Consider the following 25682-nt stretch of genomic DNA (forward strand, 5'->3'; position numbering starts at 1 on the left):
GTAATCGTTTTTTAGTTGTTTGTTTTGTTAATTTATAAGTGTACCGTAAACTCAAATTGTTACAAGTGATTTTTAATTTTAATCAATTGGTTTTTTACATTTTCAAGTTTACTAATAATTTCAAAATTGGTTAGGGTTTCTTTTTTACCTTCTTTTAAATGCGTTTTTGCGCCTTCTAAAGTAAAACCACGTTCTTTAACGAGATGGTATATCAATTTTAAATTTTGTATGTCTTCAGGTGTGAACTTTCTATTGCCCTTGGCGTTTTTTTTGGGTTTAAGCACATCAAATTCTTTCTCCCAAAATCTTATTAATGAAGTGTTTACATGAAAGGCCTTGGCTACCTCGCCAATACCATAATATCTTTTTTCAGGTAAATCTATATGCATTAATCTAAAGATTGATTTTCTTGAGACGCGCTTTCTAGCAATTTGTTAAACTCTTCTGCGGTTAAACTACCGTAGTAAAAGTTTATTGGGTTAATACGTTTGCCGTCTTTATAAATCTCGTAATGTAGATGTGGTCCCATAGATCGGCCAGTATTGCCAACAAAGCCAATAATGTCGCCACGTTTTACTTTTTGGTTCTTTTTTACATTGTATTTATGTAAGTGAGCATAAAGACTTACGTATCCAAAACCGTGGTCTATTCTAATATGTTTACCGTAGCCACTAGATCTAGAATCTGCACGAGTAACAATGCCATCGCCAGGAGCGTAAATAGGGGTTCCTGTTGGTGCAGAAAAATCCATACCCCAATGCATTTTTTTAACTTTGGTAAACGGATCGGTTCGTACGCCGTAACCTGAGGCCATACGAGTTAAATCTTCATTTTTTACAGGTTGAATGGCGGGTATAGCACTTAAAAGGATTTCTTTTTCTTCAGCTAAAACGGTAATTTCATCAAGTGATTTTGATTGTACTACTATCTGTTTTTGTAAAATATCTAATCGCTTACTACTTTCAATAATGAGTTTAGAATTGTCGAAACCCTCTAGATCTCTATATCGGTTTATACCTCCAAAACCCGCTCTTCTTTGTTCTTCAGGAATAGGGTTTGCTTCAAAATATACACGGTAAATATTGTTGTCCCTTTCGGCAACATTTGCTAAAACCGCTTCGGCTTCATCCATTTTTTTGTTGAGTAATTGAAACTGCAACTCCATATTTTGAAGCTCTCTATTTAATGCTTTTTCCTTAGGAGATTCAACATACAAATTGGCGATAAAAAAAATGATTAATGAAAACAAAAATGTGCCTAATAAAAATAAAGAAGCATAGGCAAATGTTGTCCTTTTTTTGCGTTCAATTTTTCTATAGGAAAGCGTTTCAGAATCGTAATAATATTTTACCTTACTCATTGTTTAAATTATACTATTTTTGCATTTAAAAAATCAATCTCAATATTGGTTTAAAAATGAAAACGAACAAAGATAAAAATTGTTTTACATACAAGGCAATTTAATAGAAATAAGATTTACAATAAAAGTACATGAAATCACAAGATATCCGTTCAAAATTTTTAAGTTTTTTTGAAAGCAAAAAGCATACCATTGTACCCTCTGCACCAATGGTCTTAAAAGACGACCCTACACTAATGTTTGTGAATGCTGGCATGGTGCCGTTTAAAGAATATTTTTTAGGCAATGCCCAACCCAAAAACAACAGAATTGCAGACAGCCAAAAATGCTTGCGGGTTTCTGGTAAGCATAATGATTTAGAAGAGGTGGGCTACGATACCTACCACCACACCTTATTTGAGATGTTGGGTAATTGGAGTTTTGGTGATTACTTTAAGAAAGAGGCTATTGATTGGGCATGGGAATTGTTAACCGAGGTCTATGGTATTGATAAAGATATTTTATACGTTACCGTTTTTGAAGGTAGTGATGATACCGATAACTTACCTATGGATACCGAAGCTTATGATTTTTGGAAACAACACATTGCCGAAGATCGTATTTTAAAGGGTAATAAAAACGATAATTTCTGGGAAATGGGCGATCAAGGGCCTTGCGGACCCTGTAGTGAGATTCATGTCGATATTCGTTCGGCTGAAGAAAAAGCCAAGGTAGACGGAAAGACTTTGGTTAATATGGATCACCCTCAAGTAGTCGAAATTTGGAACTTAGTTTTCATGCAATACAACCGAAAAGCCAATGGAAGCCTAGAAAACTTACCAGAAAAACATATTGACACAGGTATGGGGTTTGAACGACTCTGTATGGTTTTACAAGGCGTACAATCTAATTACGATACCGATGTATTCATCCCCATAATTCGCGAGATTGAAACTATTACCAGTAAAGATTATGGCAAGGACGAACCCACCGATATCGCTATTCGTGTTATAGCAGATCATGTTCGCGCTGTGGCTTTCTCCATTGCAGATGGACAATTACCCAGTAATTCGGGGGCAGGCTATGTGATACGTCGAATATTGCGTCGTGCCGTGCGTTACGGGTTCACTTTTCTCAATAAAAAAGAACCTTTTATTTTCCGTTTAGTTGATGTTTTAAGTAAACAAATGGGAACCGCTTTTCCAGAAATACTTGCCCAAAAACAACTTATTGAAAATGTTATAAAAGAAGAAGAACAATCCTTCTTAAGAACCCTAGATCAAGGTTTGGTATTGTTAAACGCCATAGTTAGCGAAACTAAAGGCGATACCGTTTCTGGTGAAAAAGCATTCGAGTTGTATGATACTTATGGCTTTCCTATAGATTTAACAGCTTTGATTCTCTCTGAAAAAAACTTAAAGTTAGATGAGAAAGGCTTTAATGAGCAACTCGAAAAACAAAAAAACCGTTCGCGTGCCGCTAGTGAAATGTCTACAGATGACTGGACCATTTTAAGCGATGACGACGTCGAAGAATTTGTAGGTTACGATACCCTAAAGGCTCATGTAAAATTAACGCGCTATAGAAAAATCAGCTCAAAAAAAGAAGGGGATAGGTATCAATTAGTGTTTAACTTAACACCATTTTATCCTGAAGGTGGTGGTCAAGTTGGCGATAAAGGCTATTTAGAATCGGCTCAAGGCGATGTGGTATACATCTTAGATACCAAAAAAGAGAATAATGTCATTATTCATTTTACAAAAAACTTACCAAAGGATCTTAATGCCACTTTTAAAGCTGTAGTAGATGCTAAACAGCGACACAGAACCACATGTAATCATACCGCAACCCATTTATTGCACCAAGCATTAAGAGAGGTTTTAGGTGCGCATGTCGAGCAAAAAGGAAGCGCGGTACACTCAAAATATTTGCGATTTGATTTTTCACATTTCTCAAAATTAACAGCAGAGCAGTTACAAGAGGTCGAAAACTTTGTAAATAGAAGAATTGAAGGGAAATTACCATTAATTGAGAAACGAAACATACCAAAAGAGGAAGCCCTAGCTGATGGTGCTGTAAGTTTATTTGGAGAAAAATATGGCGATACGGTACGTACCGTTCAATTTGGACAGTCAGTAGAACTTTGTGGAGGGACACACGTGAAAAACACAGCCGACATTTGGCATTTTAAAATCGTGTCTGAAGGCGCCGTAGCAGCGGGCATACGCCGTATTGAAGCCATTACCAACGACGCTGTAAAAGATTTTTATTCTGAAAATACTAGCGCGTATTTTAAAATGAAAGATTTGCTTAACAATGCTAAAGAACCTGTTAAAGCACTTCAAAATTTACAAGATGAAAACAGCAATCTTAAAAAGCAAATAGAGGCGTTATTAAAAGAAAAAGCTAAAAATATTAAAGCCGAACTTAAGAGTGAATTACAAGATGTAAACGGAATCCAATTTTTAGCTAAACAAATAAATTTAGATGCCTCTGGAATTAAAGATGTAGCTTTCGAGTTGGGCACTCAGTTTGATAATCTATTCTTATTATTTGCCACAGAGCAAAACGGAAAGGCCTTACTGTCTTGCTATATTTCAAAAGAATTGGTGGCTAGTAAAGGTTTAAATGCGGGACAAGTGGTTAAAGACTTAGGTAAATTTATTCAAGGCGGCGGCGGCGGACAACCATTTTTCGCTACTGCTGGAGGTAAGAAGCCCGGAGGGATTAATGAGGCTTTGGAGGCTGCTAAGCGTTATATCGAATAGTCGCACAAAGACACAAAATTAAAACACAGAGGCTTCCACAGAAATTTTAAAAGTATATCTCTGTGAATCTCTGTGTTGCTCTGTGAATCTCTGTGTAAAAACTACAATAAAATGAACCTTCAAACCAAAATAAAACTAACCCAACAATCTCAAAATTTAATAGATTACAATTCTAATCTACTATTGTTAGGCTCTTGTTTTGTGGAAAACATAGGTAAGAAGTTAGACCATTTTAAATTTAATAAGCTTCAAAATCCTTTAGGGATCTTATTCAATCCAAAGGTTATTGAAACATTGGTTTTTAATGCTGTAAATCAAAAAGAATATCGAGAGGAAGATGTGTTTTTTCATAACGAACAATGGCATTGTTTTGAGGCACACTCTCGGTTAAGTAACACATCAAAAGAGAATTTGTTAAGAGATTTGAATACTGCCATTCAATTAACAAATCAACAAATTCAAAAGACAACACATATTGTAATTACACTGGGTACAGCTTGGATTTACAACGCTCTTGAAACTGGTAAAACCGTTGCGAACTGTCATAAAGTACCTCAAGAACAATTCCGTAGAGAAAAAATGACGGTTAATGCCATTTGCAAATCGCTAAACCACACGGTGGCATTGGTAAGACGTGTAAACAAAAATGCATCCATGGTGTTTACGGTTTCGCCGGTAAGACATTTAAAAGATGGTTTTGTAGAAAACACCTTAAGTAAAGCACATTTAATTACCGCCTTACATCAAATAATTAATCATGATGAGGGGTTGTATTATTTTCCTTCCTATGAAATCATGATGGATGAGCTGCGAGATTATAGGTTCTATGCCGAAGATATGGTGCATCCAAACCAAGTGGCTATAAATTATATTTGGGAGAAATTTCGAGATGTTTGGGTCTCGAAAGACGCTTTACAAACCATGATGGAAGTCGATGCCATTCAAAAGCGATTACAACACAAACCATTTAATTCTAAGTCTGAAGCACATCAAAAATTTCTTCAAAATTTAGATATGAAGATAAAAAGACTACAATCTCAATATCCTCAAATTTATTTTTAACATCAGATTTTAAGAACACAAAATCAGAAATCAATTGCAATTAACTTCATGGTTTTATAAATTGAATTTTGTGACATATTACCAAAATTATTTCTAAATTAGTACATGCGAAAAATTTTGTTAGGTGTTGTAATAACGCTGGTTGTTTTATTTGCGTTTAAATATTGTGAAGATAAAAAAGAAGATAAAATAGTACTTCAGGAAAGTTCTATGCTTATTCAAGAGCAAATTTTAAACGTGGGTAAACTCATTGTTACCGAAGGTCATTTTAGTGAAGTTTTTAATTATAAACATTCTCAAGAAATTTTCGGTAAATACCTTTCTTTCGATAAAAAAGCGCTTGTTGTTGTAAATGCTGATGTCACGATAGCCTACGATTTAAGTCAAATTGAATTTAAAATTGATGAAGCCAACAAAACACTTGAGATAATTAGCATTCCAGAAGAAGAAATTAAAATTTATCCAGATTTCGAATATTACGATGTGCAAGCCGATTTTCTTAATCCGTTTGTGGCCAAGGATTATAATCAAATTAAAAACACAGTTAAAGCCTCTTTATCTGAAAAAATAGAAAAATCTGGGTTAAAAGCTAATGCTAAAAATAGATTAGTAACCGAGCTTTCAAAATTTTATATTTTAACTAATTCTCTAGGTTGGACATTAATATGCAATGAAACACCTATGGATTCGATGAATAGTTTTCAAGATTTAAAACTATAAATTACGTAATAATGGATAAAGTGACTTTGCAAAATGTGCATAATCGGATAAAATCATACATTCACAATACCCCAGTGTTAACCTCACAATTAATAAACACTATTTGTGAAGCTCAAGTATTCTTTAAATGCGAGAACTTTCAGAAAATGGGGGCTTTTAAAATGCGGGGTGCTACGAATGCTATTTTAAACTTAACCGAAACTCAAAAAAGTAAAGGCGTAGTTACGCATTCATCGGGTAATTTTGCACAGGCCTTATCATTAGCCGCCAAACAAATGGGTGTTAAAGCTTATATTGTAATGCCTAAAAATGCACCACAAGTTAAAAAAGAGGCTGTAAAAACTTATAAAGGTATTATTGTGGAATGCGACTCAAACCTCGAGGCGCGCGAGTTCGAAGCAAAACGCATTCAAATGGAGAAAGGTGCAACTTTTATACACCCCTCGAATGATGATGCTGTAATTTACGGAAACGCTACAGCTGCCATAGAATTTTTGGAAGATTATCCCGATTTAGATTATATTTTCACGCCCGTTGGTGGTGGTGGCTTGTTAGCTGGTACCTTATTAGCATCTAAATATTTTTCTAAGAACTGTAAAGTGATTGCTGGCGAACCCATAGCAGTCGATGATGCTTACAGGTCGTTAAAATCTGGAATTATTGAAAAAAATGAAACCTCAAATACTATTGCAGATGGTTTAAGAACGCATTTAGGCGATAGAAATTTCCCGATTATAAAAGCGCATGTCGATACTATTATTCGTGTTGAAGAAGATGATATTGTTTACGCCATGAAACTGATTTGGGAACGCATGAAAATCGTTATCGAACCATCAAGTGCAGTCGCTTTTGCAGCGCTGTTAAAAGAAAAAGAAGTTTTAAAGCACAAAAAAATTGGTGTGATACTTTCTGGAGGCAATGTAGATTTAAGCCAGTTACCGTTTTAGTTTATTCTTCTAGTTTTTTATACAAACTATACCAACCACCTCCATTTACAGCTTCAATACCGTTATTTTTTAAAATAGAGGCCGCACTCGCAGAGCGCATACCGCTTGCACAACACGTGATTACCGGTTTATTATATTTTTTTATCTCTTTAATTTTAGAATTAAAGACTTGTAGTGGTATGTTTTTAGATTTTGGAATAGCGCCTTGATTGTATTCACCTTGTGATCTCACATCAATTATAATAGCGCCTTTTGCTTTAAATTCTTTAATCATTTCTTGCCTTTTGTTACCAAAGAACAGGCTAAATAACCCCATATTTTAGTTTATTATTTGTGCAAATATCCAATTAATTTTAATGAAGAATGTAACAAGTGTTACTTTTAATTTTTATATATTCAACCTCAAAATATATTGATAATGCAGCCATATGTTACGTTACAAATAGAAGCTGGTGTTGGAACGATTGAGTTTTTTCATCCCGATCACAATGCCATGCCAAGTGACAATCTTAAAAAATTAGAAAACACTATTATTGAAGCTGCTAAAAACGAGCGAGTTAAAGTCGTCGTTTTAAAAAGTGCTGGCGACAGGACATTTTGTGCAGGAGCTAGTTTTAAAGAACTAATCGCTATTAATAATACAGAAACAGGAAAGGAGTTTTTCTCTGGTTTCGCTCATGTTATAAATGCCATGCGAAAATGTCCAAAACTAATTATTGGACGTGTACAAGGTAAAGCTGTTGGCGGCGGTGTTGGTTTGGCAGCAGCGACAGACTATTGTTTAGCAAGCCAATTCGCCGCGATAAAATTAAGTGAGTTAAGTATTGGAATTGGCCCCTTTGTAATTGAACCTGCAGTCTCCAGAAAAATAGGACAAACGGCCATGTCTCAAATAACGATTAATGCCGAGCAGTTTTATACGGCGCAATTCGCTAAAGAAAAAGGCCTTTATGCTGATGTTTTTGATACTGTTGAAGCTTTAGATGAAGCCGTTAAAACTTTAGCTGAAAATCTAGCAACTTATAATCCTGAAGCTTTAGTGCAAATGAAAAAGGTATTTTGGAAAGATACGGCACACTGGGATAGTTTGCTTATGGAGCGTGCCGAAATTAGTGGTCATTTGGTGTTGAGTACGTTTACAAAAGAAACTTTGAAGCGGTTTATGTAGTTTTTATATTTAACGTTGCAATATGAATGTTATTTGAGGAAAAACCCCAATAGAGAGTTAATAATCTGTTGACTTAGTAAGTTCGTTCTTTAAAATTGTACTTTTATATTGTGAGATGGCTTCGTCGTTCCTGCTCGCCATGACGGATTGTTATGGTGTACTGTTATTCATAGCAGCCTGTCAGAGTACAGGGAAGAATCTCTTTCTCTATAAACTTAGCATAACCCATTATAAAGATTCTTCAGTCGTGCCTCCTTCTGAATGACAGACGTGGATTATTCAAAGCGAAGTCTGTCATTCAGAGCAGCCTGTCATTCAGAGCGCAGCGAAGAATCTCACGATTTTACTTGTCGTTTTAATTGAAAAGATGGCTTCGTCATGCTTCCTCGCCATGACGTATAATTAGTATGTGCTGTCTTTCAAAGCGAAGTCTGTCATTCAGAGCCTGTCATTCAGAGCACAGCGAAGAATCTCACGATTTTACTTGCCCTTTCAATCAAAAGATGGCTTCGTCATGCTTCCTCGCCATGACGGATTGTTACGGTGTATTGTTATTCATAGCAGCCTGTCAGAGTACAGGGAAGAATATCTTTCTCTATAAACTTAGCATAACCCATTGTAAAGATTCTTCAGTCTTTCCTCCTTCTGAATGACAGACGTGGATTATTCAAAGCGCAGCCTGTCATTCAGAGCGCAGCGAAGAATCTCATGATTTTACTTGCCCTTTTAATCAAAAGATGGCTTCGTCATGCTTCCTCGCAATGTCGGAACACCACTGTGTGTAGTTGTTTATAACGAAGTCTGTCATTCAGAGCACAGCGAAGAATCTCACGATTTTACTTGCCCTTTCAATCAAAAGATGGCTTCGTCACGCTTCCTCGCCATGACGGATTGTTACGGTGTATTGTTATTCATAGCAGCCTGTCAGAGTACAGGGAAGAATCTCTTTCTCTATAAACTTAGCATAACCCATTATAAAGATTCTTCAGTCGTGCCTCCTTCTTAATGACAGACGTGGATTATTCAAAGTGAAGTCTGTCATTCAGAGCAGCCTGTCATTCAGAGCGCAGCGAAGAATCTCACGATTTTACTTGTCGTTTTAATTGAAAAGATGGCTTCGTCATGTTTCCTCGCCATGACGGATTGTTACGATGTATTGTTATTCATAGCAGCCTGTCAGAGTACAGGGAAGAATCTCTTTCTCTATAAACTTAGCATAACCCATTATAAAGATTCTTCAGTCGTGCCTCCTTCTGAATGACAGACGTGGATTATTCAAAGCGAAGTCTGTCATTCAGAGCAGCCTGTCATTCAGAGCGCAGCGAAGAATCTCACGATTTTACTTGCCCTTTTAATCAAAAGATGGCTTCGTCATGCTTCCTCGCCATGACGTATAATTAGTATGTGCTGTCTTTCAAAGCGAAGTCTGTCATTCAGAGCAGCCTGTCATTCAGAGCGCAGCGAAGAATCTCACGATTTTACTTGCCCTTTCAATCAAAAGATGGCTTCGTCATGCTTCCTCGCCATGACGGGTTGTTACGGTGTATTGTTATTCGTAGCAGCTTGTCAGAGTACAGGGAAGAATCTCTTTCTCTATAAACTTAGCATAACCCATTATAAAGATTCTTCAGTCGTGCCTCCTTCTGAATGACAGACGTGGATTATTCAAAGCGAAGTCTGTCATTCAGAGCAGCCTGTCATTCAGAGCGCAGCGAAGAATCTCACGATTTTACTTGCCCTTTTAATCAAAAGATGGCTTCGTCATGCTTCCTCGCCATGACGTATAATTAGTATGTGCTGTCTTTCAAAGCGCAGTCTGTCATTCAGAGTAGCCTGTCATTCAGAGCACAGCGAAGAATCTCATGATTTTACTTGTCGTTTTAATTGAAAAGATGGCTTCGTCGTTCCTCCTCGCCATGACGGATTGTTACGGTGTATTGTTATTCATAGCAGCCTGTCAGAGTACAGGGAAGAATCTCTTTCTCTATAAACTTAGCATAACTCATTATAAAGATTCTTCAGTCGTGCCTCCTTCTGAATGACAGACGTGGATTATTCAAAGTGGAGTCTGTCATTCAGAGCAGCCTGTCATTCAGAGCGCAGCGAAGAATCTCACGATTTTACTTGCCCTTTCAATCAAAAGATGGCTTCGTCATGCTTCCTCGCCATGACGGATAATTAGTATGTGCTGTCTTTCAAAGCGAAGTCTGTCATTCAGAGCGCAGCGAAGAATCTCACGATTTTACTTGCCCTTTCAATCAAAAGATGGCTTCGTCATGCTTCCTCGCCATGACGGTTTGTTACGGTGTACTATAATTCATAGGAACTCTTTAATTAAAGCGTAACCTGTCATTGAGAGCTTAGCGAAGAATCTTATGATTTTACTTGCCCTTTCAATCAAAAGATGGCTTCGTCATGTTTCCTCGCCATGACGGATTGTTACGGTGTATTGTTATTCATAGCAGCCTGTCAGAGTACAGGGAAGAATCTCTTTCTCTATAAACTTAGCATAACCCATTATAAAGATTCTTCAGTCGTGCCTCCTTCTGAATGACAGACGTGTATTATTCAAAGCGCAGCCTGTCATTCAGAGCAACCTGTCATTCAGAGCGCAGCGAAGAATCTCACGATTTTACTTGCCCTTTCAATCAAAAGATGGCTTCGTCATGTTTCCTCGCCATGACGGGTTAGTGTTTTGATAATAGCGTTTTTTCAATAATCGCCAAACCATCATCAATTAAATGTCCAACTTCTGGTCTGTTTTGTTTTACGGTCTCTAAATGCTCCATAATGCTTTGGCATAATTTAGTTTCATTTGCTAAGAAAGCTAATTCATAAAGTTCTACGGACAGCAACCAATCGTTTGGATAGTTTTTTATTAATTCTTCCAAAACTTTAGTTCTAGAAATAGTTTTATTTACACCATCTCTGTAATCCCTAACTTGTTGGTAAAGTGTTTCCAGATGAAGTAATTGATCTGATTTTTCAACATGAATGGTTTTAGAGCTCGGTACATGCGTAATTAAATCGAAACTATTGTAATCTGCAGGCCCAGAAAACGCCGATACCATAGTTTTACCTACAGCCATATGATAAATCCCCCATTCGGGTTTAAAAAGTGTGGTTTTACCATGTGTAACCGTGCAGTTTTTAAAACTAATCAGTATTATTTTTCCTTGTAGATTTCGTTTTCCTGTAATAATTTCACCTGAAACGCTAATGCCGCCTTCAAACTCCAGGGTCACATTTTTTTCTTCAAAAATATGGTAAGCGCTTAAATCACGAGGACTCATATCTTCAATAGCCAAATTAATACCTTTTAATTTTCCTATAGGTGAGCCAAAGCCATTTTTGTGTGTTTTAATACCATGGCCTACCAACTCTTTTTCTCGATAGGCAAGTGCGGTTTCACCCATTGTTTGTATGTAAATGGGTTGGCTTTCATGTTCAATAACTTCACTAAAAACACCAGATATTTGTATGCCTGTACTGAGTTCTATAGTGCCTAATGCTTTAGACTGAATTAATTTGGTAACCCCTGTTAACCCACCTTTTCGCAAAGCCATAGTATTGGCAAACTCCTCTAAAATTAAATTTAAATGCGCGAAATTAGGTGTGACAAAAAGTTGAGGTTGAGGTTTGGTAATATCAAAATCCTTGTAAGCTGCTTCAATGGTATAGGGTAGTTTTTTAACTTCGCTAGTCATACACCAAGCACTTTCGCCTATAGAAGATAGTAGGCCTGCGCCATAAATTTTTGGATTCTCTAGACTGCCTATTAAGCCGTATTCTACCGTCCACCAATGTAGGTTTCTTATTAATGCCATTTCACTGGGTTCTCCCATGTTTTGTTGCAGTTCTTCAACTTTTTTTTCCGCGGAAGCGATCGCATCTTCTGTCGAATTTGGAGCTTCTTTAATAATAGAGAGCTGCCTAACGGCTTGGTACAATTCATAGTCCTTTGCCGATGAAATCGCTTTACATCCAATTTCGCCAAACCGTCGTAAATACTCGGCATATTCGGGGTTCGCTATAATGGGAGCATGTCCTGCACCTTCGTGAATAATATCGGGTGCTGGTGTGTATTCAATATGGTCTAATTGTCTAATATCGCTTGCAATAACGAGCACGTTATAGGCCTGAAATTCCATAAAAGCGTTGGGTGGAATAAAACCATCGACAGCTACGGCTGCCCAGCCAATAGCCTTCAAAATACGGTTCATGCCATACATATTTGGAATATTATCAATAGAAATTCCCGTTTGTTTTAAGCCCTCTAAATAGGATTTGTGGGCTACTTTAGCTAAAAAATCTACGTTTTTTCGCATCACATAACGCCAAACCGCTTGGTCTATAGCCGAATAATCCTCATAATGTTGAGGTTTTATAAATTGTTTTAAATGTTCTGGTAGACGATTTAAAATGCTGTTAGATTCAAAGGCGTTAGACATGATTTCTGTTTATAATGCTTTATGTAAAAATACAAACTCTAAACAAAAAATTATAGAACTTAGTCTTAAAATTAATGATTCTCCCCAGTGTGTTTTTTAAATTAAAAAGAAAAAAGTGTTTTGAGATTTCGTTTTTTTGGAGCTTGAAAGACAGTGGCAATACTGTTAAAACTGTTTCTATAAACGTTATAAATATTTTTAGAAGATGTTTGATTTTGGGGTTATTTTAAGAGATTTTAAATCTTAATTTCAAAAAAAAGCAACCCAAATTGAGTTGCTTTTTATAAATGTTTTACTGTGTCGCCCCTGGAGGATATTTCTCCATGATTTTGGCAACAAATTCCTTAATACGCAATTCTTTTTTCTCCATATCTTGAGTTAAATAACCGGTACCCACGCCTTGCCAAACGAGTTCTTTTTTATTGGCATCAATTAAATCGACGTATAAAGCGCCTTCTGTAGATCGTGATACCGAAGTAGAATTATAACGATTCCAATACCAAGGATGCCAACCCCAACCATAACCGTAAGGACCAAAATTATCGTTGTAAATGTTTATTTTTTCACGAGACTTGGTAAAAAGGCTAACTAGTAAATCTGGGTTTTCAGATTTTGTAAATCCTTTGGCCAAAAGTTCAGCTTCAATAGCACGTAGAATTCTGCGTTTGTCTAGATCGTTAATTTCTGCTTTATCAATTCCAGTTTTGTAAAATGCAAAAGTCTTATATTCATTAAAGTTAGCATTTCTGTCGTAATCTGTAGCTACTTTTACCGAACTGCAAGATGATATAAAAATTAGCAATGCTAAAAAAGGTAGTGTTTTTAATAGTTTTTTCATAGCCTTAAAATTTTGTTTCTGTTAATAGCCTGTAGTAAATCGCTTAAAATAATGGACTTAGTTAATTAACTACATCAAAAATCGTACCAAGGGGTTTAAATGTTTTTTCGCAGAATTAAGTTCTTTTTTTTAATACTGTTTGTTTTTTTTGTTTGTCATGACTGCGGTTGAAGCGTTATAACCATATGGACAATGTCTGCAACCACTCTCACAGCAATAGCCTCTTTTTAAAAGATATTGTGCTGTAAAGCAGCGGTAACCTTCGGGCGTTAAATAGTAATCGCCATCTTCTATAGGAATTATTTTTTTCATTATCTTACAAATATAACCTATCTTGGATTAATTTTTGATTACAATTTTGTTTATGATTCTTATTTCAAAACGCTTGATCCCAAAAGGCTACACTGGCCTAACAATTTTTCCTTTTGTGTTTTTAAAATACAGAAGTTTTAAAACCGATTATGTTTTAATTAACCATGAGAAAATTCATTTAAAGCAACAGTTAGAGTTATTAGTTTTGCCATTTTATATACTTTACGGTATCGAGTTTTTAATTAGAGTGTTACAGTATAGAAATTGGAATTTAGCTTACAGAAACATCTCTTTTGAACGTGAGGCTTATGATAACGAATTGAATTTAGATTATCTCAAACAGCGTACTTTCTGGGGATTTTTAAAGTATATTCGCGTCCATGACTTTTAAGCCTGAAAATAGCATAAACCAAACTGTTTTTTTGCCAAAAAACAAAGGTATTGAGTTGGTTGTAAAACGTGAAGATAAAATTCATCCTTTTGTTTCTGGTAATAAATATAGAAAGCTAAAATACAACCTTATTGAAGCTCAAAATAGCGGTTTTAAAACCCTCCTTACTTTTGGCGGTGCCTATTCCAACCATATTGCGGCAGTAGCTTCTGCTGGGCAAAACCTGGGCTTTAAAACCATTGGCGTTATTCGCGGTGACGAGTTAGGGTCTAAAATTGAACGTAATCCTACTCTGAGTTTTGCAAAGGAATGTGGTATGCAGTTTAAATTTGTTTCGCGAACAGATTACCGCGATAAAACATCTCAAAATTTTATCGATCATTTAAAGAAAGAGTTTAATACTTTTTATTTAATTCCCGAAGGGGGTACCAATACATTGGCTGTAAATGGCTGTGAAGAAATATTAAACGATTCTGATAAGGATTTCGATTATATATGTACATCTGTTGGAACTGGGGGTACAGTTTCTGGATTAATAAACGGCTCTAATTCCAATCAAAACGTTTTGGGTTTTCCGGCTTTAAAAGGTGATTTTTTGAAAGAAGAAATTACTAAATTTGTAACGCAATCAAATTGGAGTTTAATAACCGATTATCATTTTGGGGGGTATGCTAAAATAAACCCAGAACTAATTCGTTTTATTAACCATTTTAAAAACACGAATCGAATTCCCTTAGACCCTATTTATACCGGGAAAATGATGTTTGGAATTTACGATTTAATCCATAAGGGTTATTTTCCTGCGGGTTCTAAAATTTTAGCTATTCACACTGGTGGTTTACAAGGAATTGCCGGAATGAATATGATTTTGAAAAATAAAAATTTACCAATAATTGAATAAAAATGAAACGATTACTATTACTATTCTGCTTAATGAGTGTGGTTTTTAGTTGCCGCTCTAAAAAAGTAGCTGTTAGCAAGAAAACCATAATAAAGCCGAATACCGAGCAGATTGTAAAACCTGTTGAAAAACCTGTAGTTACTGCGCCTCCCAAGGTTTATGCAGATAAAATAGATAAGTATATTGACACGTATAAAGACATCGCTCAAAGCGAAATGCAATTGTATCATATTCCTGCTAGTATTACTTTAGCGCAGGGTATTTTAGAGTCGGGATCGGGCTATGGCAGATTGGCAATGAAAGCCAATAATCATTTTGGAATTAAATGTCACGGATGGACAGGGCAAAAAATTTATCATGATGACGATGAAAAGCAAGAGTGTTTTAGAAAATATAAAGATGCCAAATACTCCTTTAGAGACAGGTCTTTATTCTTAACAGGACGTAAAAGGTATGCAAAGCTTTTTGAGCTTAGAAAGGAAGATTATAAAGGATGGGCAAAAGGCTTACGAGCGGCAGGGTATGCAACCGATAGAAAATATCCACAAAAATTAATTAGCATCATCGAACGTTATAATTTGTACGAATATGACAAAGAAGTTATGGGTGCTAATTATGTTAAGATCGAGACGCCAAAAATCAACTCTGGCAAAACATATAGGGTTATAAAAGGTGATACTTTATATTCGATATCAAGAAAATACAATATTAGCGTAGAGCAACTTCAAAATATAAATGGGTTAAAGGATAACACCATTAGTATCGGTCAAGAGTTAGTTATTAGATAAATGCTTTTAAAATAAACAGTAAAAATGATATACAAACGTAGCAGTGCGTTATTCACAGAAGCCGAAAAAGTTATTCCTGGAGGTGTGAACTCTCCAGTACGTGCTTTTAAAGCCGTTGGCGGAACACCAATTTTTGTAAAAGGAGCTAAAGGGGCTTATTTATACGACGAAGATGGCCATAGATTAATAGACTATATAAACTCTTGGGGTCCCATGATTTTGGGGCATGCTTTCGAGCCTGTTGTAAACGCGGTTATTGATAAAGCTAAAAAAGGAACTTCTTTTGGAATGCCAACCGAAATTGAAACTAAAATTGCAGAATTAGCGGTTTCGATGGTGCCAAATATTGATAAAATCCGATTTGTAAATTCGGGAACAGAAGCCTGCATGAGTGCCGTACGTTTAGCAAGAGGTTATACTGGAAAAGATAAAATTATAAAATTTGCAGGTTGTTATCATGGGCATTCCGATTCGTTTTTAATTCAAGCGGGTAGTGGTGCAGTAACTTTTGGTACACCAAATAGCCCAGGTGTTACCGAGGGCACCGCAAAAGATACGTTATTGGCACGCTATAACGATCTTGAAAATGTAAGCCAATTAATTGAGGTGAATAAAAATGAAATAGCCTGCATTATAATAGAGCCTGTTGCGGGTAATATGGGCTGTATTCCACCAAAAGAAGGGTTTTTGGAAGGCTTGCGAAACTTATGCGATGCTCATAATATCCTTTTGATTTTTGATGAGGTGATGACGGGTTTCCGATTAGCAAAGGGAGGTGCGCAAGAGCTTTATAATATTAAAGCTGATATAGTTTGCTTCGGTAAAGTAATTGGAGGGGGCTTACCAGTAGGCGCTTTTGCCGCTAGAAATGAAATTATGAATCACTTAGCGCCTTTAGGACCTGTATATCAGGCCGGAACTTTAAGCGGTAACCCCTTAGCTATGGCTGCCGGATTAGCCATGTTAAAGGCTTTGAATGATGACGTTGAAGTGTTTAGGCGTTTAGATGAAAAAACAACATATTTACACGAAGGTATGTCTAAGGTTTTAAATGAAAACCGTGTTGTACATACTGTAAATAGAATTGGTTCGATGATTTCGGTGCACTTTGATGATGCTGCGGTTGTAGATTTTGATACGGCAGCAAAAGGAAATAACGAGACCTTTAAAAAGTTCTTTCACGGAATGTTAAATGAAGGGGTTTATATTGCGCCAAGTGCTTTTGAAACCTGGTTCATTACAGACGCTCTAACTTACGAAGATTTAGATTTTACTATTGCAGCCGTAAACCAAGTGGCAAAAACATTATAAATGAAAAAAAGCGCATTTCTAAATTTAGAAATGCGCTTTTTAATAAAAACACTATAATCAACTAAACAAAAACTTTATTGTCTTTTTCCGCCGAAACGTTTTTTATGATTTTTCCCTTTCTTGCGATTCATGTCTTGATGTTTTTCCCACTTTTCAAACTGCCCTGGATTTAAAATGGTTTTCAATTCGGCTTTTCTAGCAATTTGATTATCTAATCTGGTATTCATCATTTCTAAGCGTTCTTCTTTAGAAAGTTTTTCAGTCTTACCACTCGCTTTTTTGGCTTTACGCGCCTCCATCATCGCTTTTCTTCTAGTGGCATTTTCCAAATTTAGTTTTTGGATTTTAGTTTGTTGCGATGCGGTTAAATCTAAATGTAAAGTCATCTTTTTTGTTTGTAAGCTTGCCATTTCTTCAGCAGAAAAGTCTGCCATCCTTTTACCGCTCTCTTGTTTGAAACCACGATTTTTTCCACCCTCTTGTCCTGTGGCATGTAAGGCTAAAAAAGCAACTGCAATTATTACTATTTTTTTCATTTTATTATGTTTTAAGTTATTTGTGGTTAGGACTACGGCCCATCAAAAAGGTTTAACGCATTCCCTGGTTTTAACGATACATTAACGTTTTGTGTTTTTTATAATTTTTACAGCTATCTTTTTAAACCAATTTAGTTTTGAAATGTCGTATTATTAATTTGAATTATTTTTTGTTCAGATAATATAGAAATCGCAGATTCACGAACTCGTTATTTTACTATATATGGGCGTGAGCTAAAATCAAAGCATAGCCTGAGTTATGGTTTTATTTTATACCGAAATATGGGCGAAAAAGAACTGCGAATTTACGGTTTAATCGTTATGATATGAAAGAAACGAAGGATGATGATGCCGAAATGACCGTAAGACCAACCCTGTTGGAATCTTTGTTAAATGAAACTTATGCACTGGTTTATTTTAAAGGATGGTGAAGCGGTTTTAAATGGTGTGGTACGGTATATAGTTAAAAAGGGAGGGGAACAAAAGGCCTCGTATTTGGTTTATAAGTATCTGCCTTTAAAGCGTTTAGTTTTATTGGAATTAGACCGCTTAAACTCGATTTGCTTTATTAATTTAAATCAATTCTTAAAAAAAGCATAAATCATTGATTTTAAGCGTTAAAAGTTTCTAAAAGGTAAGGCTTGGTAGAGATTTTTGTTTTTAATTTGTACCAGTTAAGAATTGAGACTATTAACATAGTTTTCATAGAATTAGTTTAGTTAAGTTTGGTTAGTAAAAAAAGCCAGTAATTTTTAAAATTACTGGCTTTTTGTTTTAGTAAAACAGCGTTTATCTAACGAATTAATTATAAAATCTCAACCATTAAATCGTTGTCTATTTTTTCAACCTTAGCTAATTTGTTTTTAGTAAGTTCTTTAATGGTTTTGTCCCATTTTTTATTTGATAAGCCCGATTGAGTCTTTAAATCATTTAAAGTTAATTTCTCAGCTTCTTTTAATATTTTTAAAATAGCCTTGGCGTCGTCACTAATAGCAACAGATTTTTTTTCTGGTCGCATTTGTGGGAAAAACAGTACCTCTTGTATGGATTGATTATTGGTTAAAAACATAATTAAGCGATCCATACCAATTCCCATACCCGAGGTAGGTGGCATGCCGTACTCTAAAGCACGAAGAAAATCGTAGTCTATAAACTCAGTAGCTTCGTCGTCGCCTTTAGCAGCAAGTTTTAATTGGTCTTCAAAACGCTCACGCTGGTCAATAGGATCGTTTAATTCAGAATAGGCATTGGCAATTTCTTTACCGCAAACCATAAGTTCAAAACGTTCGGTTAATTCAGGATTATCACGATGTTCTTTACACAGTGGACTCATTTCTTTAGGGTAATCGGTTATAAAGGTGGGTTGAATGTAGTTGCCTTCACATTTCTCTCCAAAAATCTCGTCAATTAACTTGCCTTTACCCATGGTCTCATCGACTTCAACACCCAGTTCTATGGCCGCTTTTCTTATCTCGTCTTCGGTTTTTCCCGTGATATCGAATCCTGTAAAGTGTTTTATAGAATCGGCCATGGTAACTCTAGCATAAGGCGCTTTAAAATCGATTTCATGATCGCCAAATGTAGCTTTAGTCGTGCCGTTTACTGCAATAGCACAATGTTCTAATAAGGTTTCACAGAAATCCATCATCCAGTTGTAATCCTTATACGACACATATATTTCCATAGCGGTAAACTCTGGATTGTGCGTGCGATCCATACCTTCGTTTCTAAAGTTTTTCGAAAACTCGTAAACCCCATCAAAACCACCTACAATTAGCCGTTTTAAATACAGTTCGTTAGCAATTCGCATGTATAGCGGGATATCTAGAGCATTATGGTGTGTAACAAATGGACGTGCGGCCGCACCACCAGGAATGGGTTGTAAAATTGGTGTTTCAACCTCAAAATAACCAGCATCGTTAAAAAAGTTACGCATGGCATTAAACAATTTGGTTCGCTTAATAAAAACCTCTTTTACATGTGGGTTTACTACGAGATCTGCGTAACGTTGTCTGTAACGTTGTTCAGGATCGGTAAAGGCATCGTATATTTTTCCGTCTTTTTCTTTTGGTACAGGCAAGGGTTTTAAGGCTTTGCTGAGTAGCGTAAAATCTTTCACCTTTACTGTTTTTTCACCAACCTGTGTTGTAAATAGTTCGCCTTCAATCCCAATAAAATCACCAAAATCTAGAAGCTTTTTAAAAACATCGTTATATTTTGATTTGTCCTCATCTGGGCAAATTTCATCACGATTAAAATACACTTGTATACTACCTTCAGCATCTTGTAGTTGAGCAAAACTTGCCTTACCTTGCACTTTTACCTGCATGAGTCTTCCGGCAATAATTACCTTTTTATCTTCTTGAAACTGCTCTTTCACCTGTTTAGAGGTGTGGTTTACTGGATATAAATCTGCTGGATAGGGATTAATTCCTAATTCACGTAATTTTACTAACTTTTCTCTGCGTATAAGCTCCTGCTCTGATAATTGCGACATATTATAAATGCTATGTAAATTAAAAGTTGCAAAGGTACTATTAAAAGATTTCTTATAAAATTTATTTTTTTGTTGTTACTGCAAGAGCCATCCTATATATTACAGTCTTTAATTTTGGTTTTAAAAAAAATAATTTTCTCTGCTTTCCTTATAAGCGGCGGCCATTCGGGGTATTAAGACCTATTTGTTGCGACCTATAAATAGGAAGAAACGAAATACAGAGTTCTTTCTAATATTTAGGTTAAGCGTTTTAGTTAAAAGGTAAATGATGTTAGTCTGTAACAAAAAATATAATTTTACGTCAAATAACTAAAATCATCAATCATTCTGAAATGATATTCAGATATAAAATTAAAAACAAATGAGTTTCTGGAGAGCTTTATTATCTATTATTTGTCCGCCACTAGCTGTACTAGACAAAGGCTGTGGTTCTATTTTAATCACTTTTTTATTGTGGCTTTGCGGTTGGGTACCAGGCGTAATTGCCGCTTTGGTGATAAATAACAATCCTAAAAATTAATTTTTATTGAGAGCGATATCAATGTGGTTTCAAATTCAAAACTTTATTACGAAACTGTTGTTATTGCTTGTGTACCTATAAAAAAAATAGCTTAATTTTGCAGTCTATGAATAAAACAATAGAGCTTCAAGATTTAGGCTACAAAGACTATAAGGAAACTTGGGATTACCAAGAACAACTTTTTAAAGGTATTGTAGATGCTAAAATAAAAAACAGAAGGGAAGACGCTGGTTTAAAAACGACCAATTATTTTCTTTTTGTAGAGCATCCACACGTATATACTTTGGGTAAAAATGGAGATGCTTCAAATTTACTCTTAAGCACAGACCAATTAACCGAGAAAGGTGCATCATTTTATAAAATTAACCGAGGTGGTGATATTACTTATCACGGTCCTGGACAGGTTGTTGGTTATCCTATTTTAGATCTCGAGAATTTTTTTACAGATATACACAAATATCTGCGATTTCTAGAAGAGATTATAATCTTAACACTTGCAGAATACGGTTTAAAAGCCAGTCGAAGTCCTGGTGAAACAGGTGTTTGGTTAGATGTTAACACTCCGTTTGCACGCAAAATATGTGCAATGGGCGTTCGCGCGAGTCGTTGGGTAACGATGCATGGCTTTGCACTCAATGTGAATTCTAATTTAGGATACTTTGATAACATTATACCTTGCGGTATTCGCGGTAAGGCTGTAACTTCGTTAAATGTAGAATTGGGTGTTAGAGAGGTTTCAGTTCAAGAGGTGAAAGAAAAGTTAATTAAACATTTTATTGCGCTTTTTGAGGTTGATCATGTAGAAGGAAACCTTAAGGAGACGCACTTTTAGGGGTTTAAACGAATTGAGAAGAAGGTTGTTTTTTTGTGAACTAAACTATTTGGTTTTTATTAAAGTTTCGATTTTTAAAATTAAAAATAATACTACAAAAAATGACATCTATCATGTTTTAAAGCCTGATCCTTTAATACTTTTGTCAAGTTTTTTATTTCGATTAAATAAAGTGTTTTATTTGTACGGTTTAAATTTTAAAATTTTACCTTTAAGCATGTGATAGTGAGAACTACGAGTTTAAATCCATAACAATACTAAATGTGTTTTAATAAAACTATAAATGTTTGTATTAAGTATATAAATTGTAAAAAAAAACTTGGTGTTTGTAGGGTAGAATGTTTTATCTTGTTAACATTAGCTATACAGCACAAATAATATGAAGAATTCAATTATATTTACACAAAATTTAATTTTTGTAACAAGTTTTAAAAACACTAATATTTCAAGGCGCTTTTAAATAAAGACTTGAGGTTTTAGTAAATTTGATTAAGCACTAAATAAATAATATAGAATACAATGACTAATGCTGTAATTATTGATGATGATGAAGACAATATTAAACTCTTAAAACTCTTAATAAAGGGAAGTAATTTACCAGTAAATATTCTTGGCTGTTCAAGTACTAAACAAGAGGCTGTCGAATTGATAAATCAAAGCCATCCGAATCTTATTTTTATGGATATTAATTTGGATAAAGACAATACTGGTTTTGATGTGTTAGATGAGGCCGATCAATTTGATGCCAAAGTTATTTTCATTACCTCTCATGATAATTATGCAATTAAGGCTTTCGATTATAATGCCGTCGCTTATATTACCAAACCCATAGAGAAAATGGATCTCATCTTAGCTGTGAATAAAGCGGTTACAGAGATTAAAAAAGAAGAATTTACTCAAAGTAATCAAATAAAAAGCCTACGAGATGCTTTAAATCAGGAGTCTTTTCAAATTATTGCGGTCCCTACTGTAAAAGACATTGAGCTTATTAAGGTAAAGGATATTATTTATTTATCTTCAGATGGTGGCTACACAAATTTCTTTTTAAAAGGCGGTAAGCATATTGTGTCTTCAAAAAATCTCGCTAAATATGAGAAATTAATTCAAGGCAGTTTTTACAGAATACACGCTAAATACTTTGTGAATTTAAATTTTATCAATAAAATACACAAAGATTCTGGTGCGGCGTATTGCGAAATGGAGACAGGCGATTTATTGTCGGTATCGCAACGTAAATATCCAGACTTTATGAAGTTTTTAAATTTAAAATAGCACAGATTAGATTTTGAAGGTTATAGAGCAGCATAATTTTCAGTTTAAGAATACTGTCTAAATTGACGTTTAAAGCTCATGGTTGGTTGTAGTGTTTTTAGTTAAAATAATTCTTTGCTGGCATTAACTTTCACAACATCCTATTCCAGAGAATAAGTAAAGTTTGAGTTAAAACTCAAAATGGTCTTTTAATATTGGGGATATAGTTTTTTTATATATTGTCATTATTTAGTACACAAATTAACGCGAAGTAAACTATCATAAATGATGGACTTTGTGTAAGTATCTTTAACATATAATAATTAGGAGTTGGGGCATCATAACATTTTACCGCAAAACCAATCGTTTTTGTTGATTTTTATGCGAATTCAAACGTTTTCGTATCGGTTATGTTGTTTTTCGCTTCGGTTTTACTGGTTTAAGCTTCGTTTATTGCTTTGCTCTGGGTTAGTTCGTTATTATGTGTTATTTTTACACTGTAAAGAAAACAAAAGTCGATTAAAATGCGTGTTCTATTGAGCACGTTTAAATTTTTGATTAAATAGAAATATGATCAACGTGAATAACTTTAACGCTTCCTTAGTCTTTAAGACGATTTCTTTGGGGTTGATTGTGTTGGTTTCTTTTTACCCAATTATAGACGATAGAGTTGGGGAAAAGCAGTTTGATCAAGATGTTGTGGGCTTGTGGGTTTCAGAGCACGATTTTGTTTTTTATAGCTCGACATTAGAGGGTTCGAGTGCTTACGATTCTTTTGCTTACTCCAAGCAACTTGATAACTATTTTGTATCTACAACAAATAATAGTTCTAGTGTCTTTTCAATTAATTGTTCTAGTTTTATTGAGAGCACATTTGGTTTTTTAAAGACCCCTAAAGTTGGATTGTATATACTATATTCAACTCTAAAAATATCTCCTTTTATTATATAAATAGTTTATTTCCGTTTGGTGATGCTGGCGGAAAAGATTGACCTATTGGTTATATAAGTTTTGTTTTATAATTGAATCCCATTAATTATATCTATCTTAATGCACGAAATATATTTAATTCGAAATACTTTCGAAAGAATAGAGGAAGAGTTTCCAGAAAAGTTTAAAAGAGTTTCAGAAATACATTTAAAAGTTGGTTTGTTAAGTAATGTTCAGCCAATTTTAATTACCAATGCTTTTAAAGCGTTTGTAATGGAGTTTCCGGAATATTATAACACCCAGCTAATCGTAGATACTTTAGATGTCATAATAGAGTGCGAGTGTGGCGCAAAAACTGTAATTGAAAAAAACCGCTTTGTTTGTAAAAGCTGTAATAAGCCCTGTAGAAATATAATTCAGGGAGAAGAACTGTATATTAACGAAATTAAATTTAATAATAACAATGAATACAACTAAACCAAAATCATCCAAAATTACTGCTGGAAGTATCGATACCGAGAAGGTGTCTTTAAACTTATTAAGAGCAAACGATTTTGTAGCCGAAAAAATCAGAGAGCGTCTAAAAGACATCTTGGTTATTAATGTGTGTTCTTCTCCAGGTAGTGGGAAAACAACCTTAATGCAAAAAACGGGAGAATTGCTTAAGGGCAAGCTAAACATGTCTGTTTTAGTAGGTGACCCAGAAACAGATAGGGATGCTGTACGAATGAAGGAAGTGGGTATTGATGCTCTGCAAATTGTAACTGGTGGTATGTGCCACATTGAGTCTCAAATGGTTTTGCAGGCCATCGATGTTATCGACCTTGAAAACACCGATGTGTTATTTATTGAGAACGTGGGTAACTTAATGTGTCCATCGTCATTCGATTTAGGTGAGGATTACCGCGTAACACTTATATCTACCACGGAAGGTGATGATAAGCCTTTGAAGTATCCAAAAATGTTTTTAACGAGTGAATTAATGTTGGTATCTAAAACAGATTTATTACCATACTTACCATTCTCTGTTGAGGCTGTAACCAAAGATGCGAGAGACGTAAACCCAGACATTGAAGTTATGGAAATATCAACACTTAAAAACATAGGTCTAGATAATTGGATTAACTGGATTGAAGAAAAAGTAACCGAAAAAAAGAACAAAAACAATAAATAATTTTTTTTATGGACTTAGCTAAAATAATTAAAACAAGTTTTGTAGGAGTTGGGCAAATATTTTTACAAGACAACGGTTGGGCTGGATTATTAATTACAATTGGTATGTTTTTTAGCCATTGGACACTAGGGGTTACTTGTATATTAGGGGCGCTTGTGGGTACCCTAACGGCAAAAGCTTTTAAATACAAAGAAGATGATATCTTATTTGGTTTATACGGCTTTAATGGTAGTTTAGCTTACATGTGTGTATTCTTTACATTTGGATTGACTGAAGGTGACGCTGCAAATCCTTTACTTTGGGTTTTAGGTGCTGTTTCGGCAATTATTTCTACTGTAGTGATGAATCTTTTTGTTAGAAATGGTAAGGTAGCCTATACATTCCCGTTTGTTGTAACTTGTTGGTTTACTTGTTGGGGTGTTGCTCAATTAGGACTTTTCGGATTAGAACAAACTACACCAGCGCTTCCAGATTATACAGGTACTGTAGACGCTATTCAAGGACCGTTTTTTGCATGGGCAGAAGTTAACTTTGGAGCGAACTTTATTACCGGTATATTAATATTTTTAGGGATTGCGATTGCAAATCCTGCGGCAGCTATGTATTCTACAGCGGCGGCAACAGTAGGAGCTTTGTTTGCACATTATATCCTAGGAATTGATCCTAATGTTTTAGCTAATGGTATTTATGGGTTCTCTCCTATATTAGTAGCTTGTGCTTTTGTAGGACCAAGAATTGTAGACTTTATTTATGTTATTGTGGGTGTTCTACTAGCCGTGTTAATACATTATGCTTTTAGTCAGTTTATAGCAACATATACTATTGGTTTTATTGTAGGAAGCTGGATTATGCTTGTAGTAAAAGGCAATATCGAAAAAGCAAATATGGATACGTCTAAACTGGTAAGATACCTTAATCCATAAAAGCTTAAAAAATTGAAATGTTA

Annotated in this window: 25 protein-coding genes; 17 read left to right on the top strand and 8 right to left on the bottom strand. The window is 35.1% G+C overall.

What is annotated here, in order from left to right; all coding sequences use genetic code 11:
• Positions 1–59: 59 nt before the first annotated feature.
• Positions 60–389 carry a MerR family transcriptional regulator gene (locus tag FEZ18_RS10110; protein WP_153268193.1) on the bottom strand — a complete coding sequence of 110 codons (330 nt, stop codon included), beginning with the start codon at positions 387–389 and terminating at the stop codon, positions 60–62.
• On the bottom strand, positions 389–1360 hold the full coding sequence (locus tag FEZ18_RS10115) for a M23 family metallopeptidase (RefSeq protein ID WP_153268194.1): 972 nt from the start codon (positions 1358–1360) through the stop codon (positions 389–391). The genes FEZ18_RS10110 and FEZ18_RS10115 overlap by 1 nt, the downstream gene beginning before the upstream one ends.
• Positions 1361–1491: 131 nt before the next feature.
• Here FEZ18_RS10115 and alaS point away from each other — a divergent pair, with 131 nt between their 5' ends.
• The 4 genes from alaS to FEZ18_RS10135 all read left to right on the top strand — a co-directional run bounded on the left by alaS (position 1492) and on the right by FEZ18_RS10135 (position 6836).
• Entirely contained in the window at positions 1492–4107 is a 2616-nt protein-coding gene (alaS, locus tag FEZ18_RS10120) for an alanine--tRNA ligase (RefSeq protein ID WP_153268195.1), read from the top strand.
• A gap of 111 nt (positions 4108–4218) precedes the next feature.
• The gene (locus FEZ18_RS10125) at positions 4219–5169 is read left to right on the top strand and encodes a GSCFA domain-containing protein (RefSeq protein ID WP_153268196.1); all 951 of its coding nucleotides are present in this window, start codon (positions 4219–4221) and stop codon (positions 5167–5169) included.
• A 105-nt stretch (positions 5170–5274) separates the two neighbouring features.
• A complete protein-coding gene (locus FEZ18_RS10130; protein ID WP_153268197.1) occupies positions 5275–5889 on the top strand; it encodes a DUF4230 domain-containing protein in 615 nt (204 codons plus the stop codon).
• Between the two features lie 11 nt (positions 5890–5900).
• Positions 5901–6836: a pyridoxal-phosphate dependent enzyme gene (locus FEZ18_RS10135; protein WP_153268198.1), complete on the top strand. Its 936-nt coding sequence runs from the start codon at positions 5901–5903 to the stop codon at positions 6834–6836.
• Position 6837: 1 nt separating this feature from the next.
• Here FEZ18_RS10135 and FEZ18_RS10140 read toward each other — a convergent pair whose 3' ends face one another.
• Positions 6838–7152, bottom strand: a complete 315-nt coding sequence (locus FEZ18_RS10140) for a rhodanese-like domain-containing protein (protein ID WP_153268199.1) — start codon at positions 7150–7152, stop codon at positions 6838–6840.
• Between the two features lie 99 nt (positions 7153–7251).
• Between FEZ18_RS10140 and FEZ18_RS10145 the strand changes: the two genes are divergently transcribed.
• Complete coding sequence (locus FEZ18_RS10145) at positions 7252–8004, top strand: enoyl-CoA hydratase/isomerase family protein (RefSeq protein WP_410505151.1); 753 nt, start codon at positions 7252–7254, stop codon at positions 8002–8004.
• Positions 8005–10691: 2687 nt separating this feature from the next.
• Here FEZ18_RS10145 and FEZ18_RS10150 read toward each other — a convergent pair.
• The 3 genes from FEZ18_RS10150 to FEZ18_RS10160 form a co-directional block, all read right to left on the bottom strand.
• The gene (locus tag FEZ18_RS10150; RefSeq protein ID WP_153268201.1) at positions 10692–12455 is read right to left on the bottom strand and encodes an aromatic amino acid hydroxylase; all 1764 of its coding nucleotides are present in this window, start codon (positions 12453–12455) and stop codon (positions 10692–10694) included.
• A gap of 292 nt (positions 12456–12747) precedes the next feature.
• Positions 12748–13293, bottom strand: a complete 546-nt coding sequence (locus tag FEZ18_RS10155) for a DUF4136 domain-containing protein (protein WP_153268202.1) — start codon at positions 13291–13293, stop codon at positions 12748–12750.
• Positions 13294–13422: 129 nt separating this feature from the next.
• The gene (locus FEZ18_RS10160; RefSeq protein WP_153268203.1) at positions 13423–13605 is read right to left on the bottom strand and encodes a DUF5522 domain-containing protein; all 183 of its coding nucleotides are present in this window, start codon (positions 13603–13605) and stop codon (positions 13423–13425) included.
• A 52-nt stretch (positions 13606–13657) separates the two neighbouring features.
• On the opposite strand from FEZ18_RS10160, the gene FEZ18_RS10165 reads away from it, so the two are divergent.
• From FEZ18_RS10165 to hemL, 4 genes are read left to right on the top strand one after another with little or no spacing between them, the layout of a single operon-like run.
• The gene (locus tag FEZ18_RS10165; protein ID WP_153268204.1) at positions 13658–13996 is read left to right on the top strand and encodes a hypothetical protein; all 339 of its coding nucleotides are present in this window, start codon (positions 13658–13660) and stop codon (positions 13994–13996) included.
• Positions 13986–14897, top strand: a complete 912-nt coding sequence (locus tag FEZ18_RS10170) for a 1-aminocyclopropane-1-carboxylate deaminase/D-cysteine desulfhydrase (protein ID WP_153268205.1) — start codon at positions 13986–13988, stop codon at positions 14895–14897. Before FEZ18_RS10165 ends, FEZ18_RS10170 begins: the two co-directional genes overlap by 11 nt.
• Positions 14898–14899: 2 nt before the next feature.
• On the top strand, positions 14900–15685 hold the full coding sequence (locus FEZ18_RS10175) for a glucosaminidase domain-containing protein (protein WP_153268206.1): 786 nt from the start codon (positions 14900–14902) through the stop codon (positions 15683–15685).
• A gap of 24 nt (positions 15686–15709) precedes the next feature.
• On the top strand, positions 15710–16996 hold the full coding sequence (gene hemL, locus FEZ18_RS10180) for a glutamate-1-semialdehyde 2,1-aminomutase (RefSeq protein ID WP_153268207.1): 1287 nt from the start codon (positions 15710–15712) through the stop codon (positions 16994–16996).
• Between the two features lie 74 nt (positions 16997–17070).
• On the opposite strand, the gene FEZ18_RS10185 is transcribed toward hemL, so the two are convergent.
• Positions 17071–17532, bottom strand: coding sequence for a hypothetical protein (locus FEZ18_RS10185; RefSeq protein ID WP_153268208.1), 462 nt, complete (start codon positions 17530–17532; stop codon positions 17071–17073).
• Positions 17533–17934: 402 nt separating this feature from the next.
• On the opposite strand from FEZ18_RS10185, the gene FEZ18_RS10190 reads away from it, so the two are divergent.
• A complete protein-coding gene (locus FEZ18_RS10190) occupies positions 17935–18132 on the top strand; it encodes a hypothetical protein (RefSeq protein WP_153268209.1) in 198 nt (65 codons plus the stop codon).
• Between the two features lie 205 nt (positions 18133–18337).
• Here FEZ18_RS10190 and lysS read toward each other — a convergent pair whose 3' ends face one another.
• On the bottom strand, positions 18338–20029 hold the full coding sequence (lysS, locus tag FEZ18_RS10195) for a lysine--tRNA ligase (RefSeq protein WP_153268210.1): 1692 nt from the start codon (positions 20027–20029) through the stop codon (positions 18338–18340).
• Between the two features lie 361 nt (positions 20030–20390).
• On the opposite strand from lysS, the gene FEZ18_RS10200 reads away from it, so the two are divergent.
• The 7 genes from FEZ18_RS10200 (at position 20391) to FEZ18_RS10230 (ending at position 25659) form a co-directional block, all read left to right on the top strand.
• Positions 20391–20549 (top strand): YqaE/Pmp3 family membrane protein, encoded by a 159-nt coding sequence (locus FEZ18_RS10200; protein WP_153268211.1) that lies wholly within the window; start codon positions 20391–20393, stop codon positions 20547–20549.
• A 106-nt stretch (positions 20550–20655) separates the two neighbouring features.
• The gene (gene lipB, locus FEZ18_RS10205; RefSeq protein WP_153268212.1) at positions 20656–21381 is read left to right on the top strand and encodes a lipoyl(octanoyl) transferase LipB; all 726 of its coding nucleotides are present in this window, start codon (positions 20656–20658) and stop codon (positions 21379–21381) included.
• 519 nt (positions 21382–21900) lie between these two features.
• Positions 21901–22653 carry a LytR/AlgR family response regulator transcription factor gene (locus FEZ18_RS10210; RefSeq protein WP_153268213.1) on the top strand — a complete coding sequence of 251 codons (753 nt, stop codon included), beginning with the start codon at positions 21901–21903 and terminating at the stop codon, positions 22651–22653.
• Positions 22654–23211: 558 nt separating this feature from the next.
• Positions 23212–23583 (top strand): hypothetical protein, encoded by a 372-nt coding sequence (locus FEZ18_RS10215; protein WP_153268214.1) that lies wholly within the window; start codon positions 23212–23214, stop codon positions 23581–23583.
• A 99-nt stretch (positions 23584–23682) separates the two neighbouring features.
• On the top strand, positions 23683–24039 hold the full coding sequence (locus FEZ18_RS10220; protein ID WP_153268215.1) for a hydrogenase maturation nickel metallochaperone HypA: 357 nt from the start codon (positions 23683–23685) through the stop codon (positions 24037–24039).
• Positions 24026–24736: a hydrogenase nickel incorporation protein HypB gene (gene hypB / locus FEZ18_RS10225; protein ID WP_153268216.1), complete on the top strand. Its 711-nt coding sequence runs from the start codon at positions 24026–24028 to the stop codon at positions 24734–24736. The genes FEZ18_RS10220 and hypB overlap by 14 nt, the downstream gene beginning before the upstream one ends.
• An 8-nt stretch (positions 24737–24744) precedes the next feature.
• Entirely contained in the window at positions 24745–25659 is a 915-nt protein-coding gene (locus FEZ18_RS10230) for an urea transporter (protein ID WP_153268217.1), read from the top strand.
• The last annotated feature ends 23 nt before the right edge of the window (positions 25660–25682 follow it).

The organism is Oceanihabitans sp. IOP_32 (assembly GCF_009498295.1).
GTDB classification, from domain to species: Bacteria; Bacteroidota; Bacteroidia; order Flavobacteriales; family Flavobacteriaceae; genus Wocania; species Wocania indica.

Coding starts and splice junctions, on each gene's coding strand:
- hypB (WP_153268216.1), top strand. CDS start 24,026: ATGAATACAACTAAACCAAAATCATCCAAAATTACTGCTGGAAGTATC.
- FEZ18_RS10190 (WP_153268209.1), top strand. CDS start 17,935: ATGCACTGGTTTATTTTAAAGGATGGTGAAGCGGTTTTAAATGGTGTG.
- FEZ18_RS10130 (WP_153268197.1), top strand. CDS start 5,275: ATGCGAAAAATTTTGTTAGGTGTTGTAATAACGCTGGTTGTTTTATTT.
- alaS (WP_153268195.1), top strand. CDS start 1,492: ATGAAATCACAAGATATCCGTTCAAAATTTTTAAGTTTTTTTGAAAGC.
- FEZ18_RS10170 (WP_153268205.1), top strand. CDS start 13,986: ATGACTTTTAAGCCTGAAAATAGCATAAACCAAACTGTTTTTTTGCCA.
- FEZ18_RS10200 (WP_153268211.1), top strand. CDS start 20,391: ATGAGTTTCTGGAGAGCTTTATTATCTATTATTTGTCCGCCACTAGCT.
- FEZ18_RS10140 (WP_153268199.1), bottom strand. CDS start 7,152: ATGGGGTTATTTAGCCTGTTCTTTGGTAACAAAAGGCAAGAAATGATT.
- FEZ18_RS10175 (WP_153268206.1), top strand. CDS start 14,900: ATGAAACGATTACTATTACTATTCTGCTTAATGAGTGTGGTTTTTAGT.
- lipB (WP_153268212.1), top strand. CDS start 20,656: ATGAATAAAACAATAGAGCTTCAAGATTTAGGCTACAAAGACTATAAG.
- FEZ18_RS10115 (WP_153268194.1), bottom strand. CDS start 1,360: ATGAGTAAGGTAAAATATTATTACGATTCTGAAACGCTTTCCTATAGA.
- FEZ18_RS10230 (WP_153268217.1), top strand. CDS start 24,745: ATGGACTTAGCTAAAATAATTAAAACAAGTTTTGTAGGAGTTGGGCAA.
- FEZ18_RS10160 (WP_153268203.1), bottom strand. CDS start 13,605: ATGAAAAAAATAATTCCTATAGAAGATGGCGATTACTATTTAACGCCC.
- FEZ18_RS10165 (WP_153268204.1), top strand. CDS start 13,658: ATGATTCTTATTTCAAAACGCTTGATCCCAAAAGGCTACACTGGCCTA.
- lysS (WP_153268210.1), bottom strand. CDS start 20,029: ATGTCGCAATTATCAGAGCAGGAGCTTATACGCAGAGAAAAGTTAGTA.
- FEZ18_RS10110 (WP_153268193.1), bottom strand. CDS start 389: ATGCATATAGATTTACCTGAAAAAAGATATTATGGTATTGGCGAGGTA.
- FEZ18_RS10135 (WP_153268198.1), top strand. CDS start 5,901: ATGGATAAAGTGACTTTGCAAAATGTGCATAATCGGATAAAATCATAC.
- FEZ18_RS10125 (WP_153268196.1), top strand. CDS start 4,219: ATGAACCTTCAAACCAAAATAAAACTAACCCAACAATCTCAAAATTTA.
- FEZ18_RS10210 (WP_153268213.1), top strand. CDS start 21,901: ATGACTAATGCTGTAATTATTGATGATGATGAAGACAATATTAAACTC.
- FEZ18_RS10185 (WP_153268208.1), bottom strand. CDS start 17,532: ATGAAAAAAATAGTAATAATTGCAGTTGCTTTTTTAGCCTTACATGCC.
- FEZ18_RS10155 (WP_153268202.1), bottom strand. CDS start 13,293: ATGAAAAAACTATTAAAAACACTACCTTTTTTAGCATTGCTAATTTTT.
- FEZ18_RS10220 (WP_153268215.1), top strand. CDS start 23,683: ATGCACGAAATATATTTAATTCGAAATACTTTCGAAAGAATAGAGGAA.
- hemL (WP_153268207.1), top strand. CDS start 15,710: ATGATATACAAACGTAGCAGTGCGTTATTCACAGAAGCCGAAAAAGTT.
- FEZ18_RS10150 (WP_153268201.1), bottom strand. CDS start 12,455: ATGTCTAACGCCTTTGAATCTAACAGCATTTTAAATCGTCTACCAGAA.